This window comes from Paraliobacillus sp. JSM ZJ581 (assembly GCF_044383835.1).
Lineage (GTDB): Bacteria > Bacillota > Bacilli > Bacillales > Amphibacillaceae > Paraliobacillus.
Map to the genome: position 1 here is coordinate 1 of NZ_JBISEP010000052.1, position 3,751 is coordinate 3,751.

Consider the following 3,751-nt stretch of genomic DNA (forward strand, 5'->3'; position numbering starts at 1 on the left):
AGTCAACCTTAACTATACGTGGTTTCACGATGGCTTTCTATTTATTTAACTGTTGCATTTGATTTTACAATGAACCACTTTTTTTCATTTTTACACCTCTTTTTTTAAAATTTTTAAAATGCTGGAAAATGTTAACATATAGTATATAATAAAGGTATCAAGTTTTTCTGTCAATTACTAAAAGTGGTAGAGGATGGTTAATATATGAGATTTTGGAATAAAAGAGTGTTTTTTTATAGTTTGCTGTTATCTATGTTCACAATTTTTTTACCGTTACAAGGAGAAAGTTACCCAATGGAATTTGATACAACTATAGTGAAAGGTTTTCCAATTGCCTTCTTAGGTTTTGTTGATGAGTTTTATTATAAAAACATTTTTTCTTTATTTAGTCATTGGTGGTTAATAGGAGTAAATTTAATTAATTTTATTTTTAATGTAGGTGTTTTTTACATTGTGTTTTTTATAATTAACAAAATAATATTTAAGCAAAAAGTAGTTACTTCACAAAATGAAAAATAGAAAGATGGTCGTATGAACGCGTGCAACTATAGAATAACAAAGATATGAGAGAATATTCTCGTGTCTTTGTTATTCTATTTCTAGTGTTTTTGTCCGTTAAGCTAGATAACCGAAAGACAATGAAAATTTTATTTTTGCTGAGTCTGTCTTTCGGTAAACAAGATAAAACGGACAAAATGAAAGTTTGCAAGGGTTCAAAGGTGGAGATTTTTCAGCGGCAGCGGGTTGAAAAATACTACCTGTCCCTTGCGAATTTTCAAACGGGCACGAGAGCAAGACCCACCTTTTACTGAGGTGGCATAGGGCGGGTTTTTTTGTTTCTTTTTTCACGAAAAAAAGAAAGCTCTTAAAGGTTTTAGGTTTTTCAAATGACGATTTTCCACTCGATCCACCGTATAGGTGGAATGCCTTTAGCGTCGCAGACCACGTTGCCAAATTCAATTTTGGTATAACGTGCTATACCAAAATTGAATTTGGCTCTCTCCCCTGTGATATGCTGAATGTATGAAATGGGGGTGGTCTATCTATGGCACATGTTCAAAAATTTTCACGTGGGGCAGTCGGTGGACTGTCTTCCCACATTGAACGAAAAACGGAAAATCATTCAAACAAAGATATTGATACAGAACGGACACATGAAAACTATGATTTATGCGAAAAGGAAGCCGATATGACTTCACGTTACAAAGAACGATTTGATGAAGTACATTGCTTGAATCGAAAAGACGTCAAAGTCATGGCTGATTGGGTCGTAACTCTACCAGAAGAATTGAAAGACACTTCTCCAGAATCGCAAAGAAAATTTTTTGAAGAAACATATGATGTTTTATAGGAACGCTACGGAAAAGAGAATGTTCTTGCTGGTGTTGTTCACAATGCCGAAACGACACCACACATGCATTTTACTTTTATGCCTGTAACGTATGACGAGAAAAAACAACGTGAAACAGTCTCGGCAAAAGAAGTGTTAGACCAAAATGAATTAAAATCGTTTCATCAAGATTTAGACAATCACTTGAAAGAGCAAATACCGCATATTTATCAAAAAGGAATTTTGAATGATAAAACGATTGGCGTTGATGACGTGGCAACGCTGAAAGAAAAATCAAAGGAAATTGAGAAACTCAACGAGAACATGGACATAAAGAAACGCAATTTAAGTAACGAAATTAAAAAAGTGAATAGTCTAGAAGGTAAATTAAAAAATGTCTATGACACTAGAAAAAAGCTAAATGAATTTGAAAATAAATTAGGAAAAACGATTTTAGGAAAAAGAACAATGTCGTCTAAAGACTTAAACGAATTGAAAAAATTCGTTACTGGTTTTCAAAAGAGTTCTGTAAAAAGTGTTATAGCTGCAGAACAATTAGAAAAGCAAAATATGAACTTAACCAAAAAATTAGAATCAACCACAAAGAAACGGGATCTGTCTGACCAACGTAAAAAAGAATTAATTTCAGATACAGAACATTTGGAAAAGAGATATGAGAGACTACAAAACCAAAATGACCGCCTAGAAAGCGATTTAACGGTCGCTGACAGCAAATTAAAGGATTTAGGGTTGATATATGGCTGAAATCGAATATAAGGGGCATTTAGTGATGGATAGATTAGATAAGGGTATAAAACCCCGAAATGAAAAAGCAGCTAAAAATTGGTTCGTTATTCTAGAAGAAAATAAAAATAAAAAATTGATAAATAGCGAACGTTTAAATCAAGCTATGGAGCAACTGCAAAAAATGATTTCGAAAATTAAAGATATTGAAATGAATTTCATATAAATACAAAAAAGTAAAAAATTAATATATTTTAAAATATATAGTTCACAACCAGGAAATACATTATATAATTTAATAAAAATTCATAATATTTTCCAAAGGAGAAATGTTTATGAAGAAAAGTTTTAAAGTCTTATCGTTATTTTTAGTTTTCGTTTTAGCCTTTTCAAGTCTCAGTAATCCTCTCGCTTATGCTTCAAAATCTATTAAAAAGGTTGATTTAAAATCTTCAAAGGTAGAGTCATTAGATATTGAGAATATACCAGAAGAATTATTAGATCCAAATTATTATTCAGATGATGAGATTGTGTACATACCTGATGAATTTTTTGACCCTTACCACGAGAATGCAATTTATTCTTCTAATAGTCCGTACCTAATAAATAATAAAGGTGGATATCAAACATTTGCAGCTATTCCTGCTGCAGCTGGCATTTATTTTATACCCTGGATTGGTAAAGTTGCTTTATTGGCTACCGGGGTTGTTGTGGTTGGTGGTGTCACAGTAAAAGCCGGCTCATCGATGTATAATAAGGTAGCTGGTTACTTTGCTCAAAAAGCATATGATAAAGCCAAAAAAAATGGGGAAAAAACAAAAAATCATTCAACACAATCTACATCAACAAAGAGCTCTCTTTCTAAAATTGGGAAAGCTTTGTCTTCTAAGGATCTTAAAGATAGTAAGGGTGTAAAGCAAAGAAGATATTACGGTGAAAATGGGAGAGCAGATGTTGATATTGACTTTAGACATTCAGGAAACTTTAAGTTCCCACATAGACATACATGGAAAAATGGAGTAAGAAGTAAACATTAAATCGGAGGTAATTATTATGAATCTTAATAATAATGATGAACCTAAAACTTCAAATATAGACTATAATAGATTTTTACATTATCTTAATGAAGGAAGAGAAATTGAATTCTATTACGAAGAGGTAGAATACTTTATATCCAATGAAAAAAAAGGTAGAGCCGTTTGGATTGGTAAAAAGAGAATAAGTGAATATTTTGATGACAATCCGCAAGAACTTCTACATTCTTTTAAAATTGGGGACGCTCTTCTAGCAACTTTAATTAAACAAAAGAAAATAACTGTTGGTACAATTTTTTAAATATCTCCCACATGAATCAATTTCATAATTGCTCTTTTTAAAAATACAAAGACCTGCAGAAAATTAATAATGTAATTTTAAAAAATTCCTAAGCAGCTTGTTGCTGGTTTAACAGTACATTGATACGATCTGCAGCTAATTTTGAAGCATTATAAATAAGCGTTAACTCGTTCAACGGCTGAGCGGCGTTTAAACAACTTTTTCCAAGCTTCTGAACCACGAGCTGGTGCTGTATATCTTCGAAGGTCTGTAGTGATTTTCACTTTATAAACCTTTTGACAGATTCCTTCATTAGCCAGAGGACAGTCACTGCACTCTTTTGGTCTTGTGTATTTCAATGTT

4 protein-coding genes and 2 pseudogenes are annotated in these 3,751 nt (G+C 32.1%); 5 read left to right on the forward strand and 1 reads right to left on the reverse strand.

The features are described 5' to 3' along the window. The first annotated feature begins 204 nt into the window (after positions 1-204). From ACH6CY_RS15440 to ACH6CY_RS15460, 5 genes and pseudogenes are all read left to right on the forward strand, one after another. Positions 205-519 carry a hypothetical protein gene (locus tag ACH6CY_RS15440; protein ID WP_374068206.1) on the forward strand — a complete coding sequence of 105 codons (315 nt, stop codon included), beginning with the start codon at positions 205-207 and terminating at the stop codon, positions 517-519. A gap of 526 nt (positions 520-1,045) precedes the next feature. Further along, positions 1,046-2,095, forward strand: a pseudogene (gene mobV / locus ACH6CY_RS15445) (MobV family relaxase). 25 nt (positions 2,096-2,120) lie between these two features. After that, positions 2,121-2,300, forward strand: coding sequence for a hypothetical protein (locus tag ACH6CY_RS15450; RefSeq protein ID WP_374068207.1), 180 nt, complete (start codon positions 2,121-2,123; stop codon positions 2,298-2,300). A gap of 109 nt (positions 2,301-2,409) precedes the next feature. Further along, on the forward strand, positions 2,410-3,111 hold the full coding sequence (locus tag ACH6CY_RS15455; protein WP_374068208.1) for a hypothetical protein: 702 nt from the start codon (positions 2,410-2,412) through the stop codon (positions 3,109-3,111). 16 nt (positions 3,112-3,127) lie between these two features. After that, positions 3,128-3,409, forward strand: a complete 282-nt coding sequence (locus tag ACH6CY_RS15460; protein ID WP_374068209.1) for a hypothetical protein — start codon at positions 3,128-3,130, stop codon at positions 3,407-3,409. 88 nt (positions 3,410-3,497) lie between these two features. On the opposite strand, the pseudogene ACH6CY_RS15465 reads toward ACH6CY_RS15460, so the two are convergent. After that, positions 3,498-3,751: pseudogene (locus tag ACH6CY_RS15465) on the reverse strand (IS5/IS1182 family transposase); the annotation flags it as partial.

Coding starts and splice junctions, on each gene's coding strand:
- ACH6CY_RS15440 (WP_374068206.1), top strand. CDS start 205: ATGAGATTTTGGAATAAAAGAGTGTTTTTTTATAGTTTGCTGTTATCT.
- ACH6CY_RS15450 (WP_374068207.1), top strand. CDS start 2,121: ATGGATAGATTAGATAAGGGTATAAAACCCCGAAATGAAAAAGCAGCT.
- ACH6CY_RS15455 (WP_374068208.1), top strand. CDS start 2,410: ATGAAGAAAAGTTTTAAAGTCTTATCGTTATTTTTAGTTTTCGTTTTA.
- ACH6CY_RS15460 (WP_374068209.1), top strand. CDS start 3,128: ATGAATCTTAATAATAATGATGAACCTAAAACTTCAAATATAGACTAT.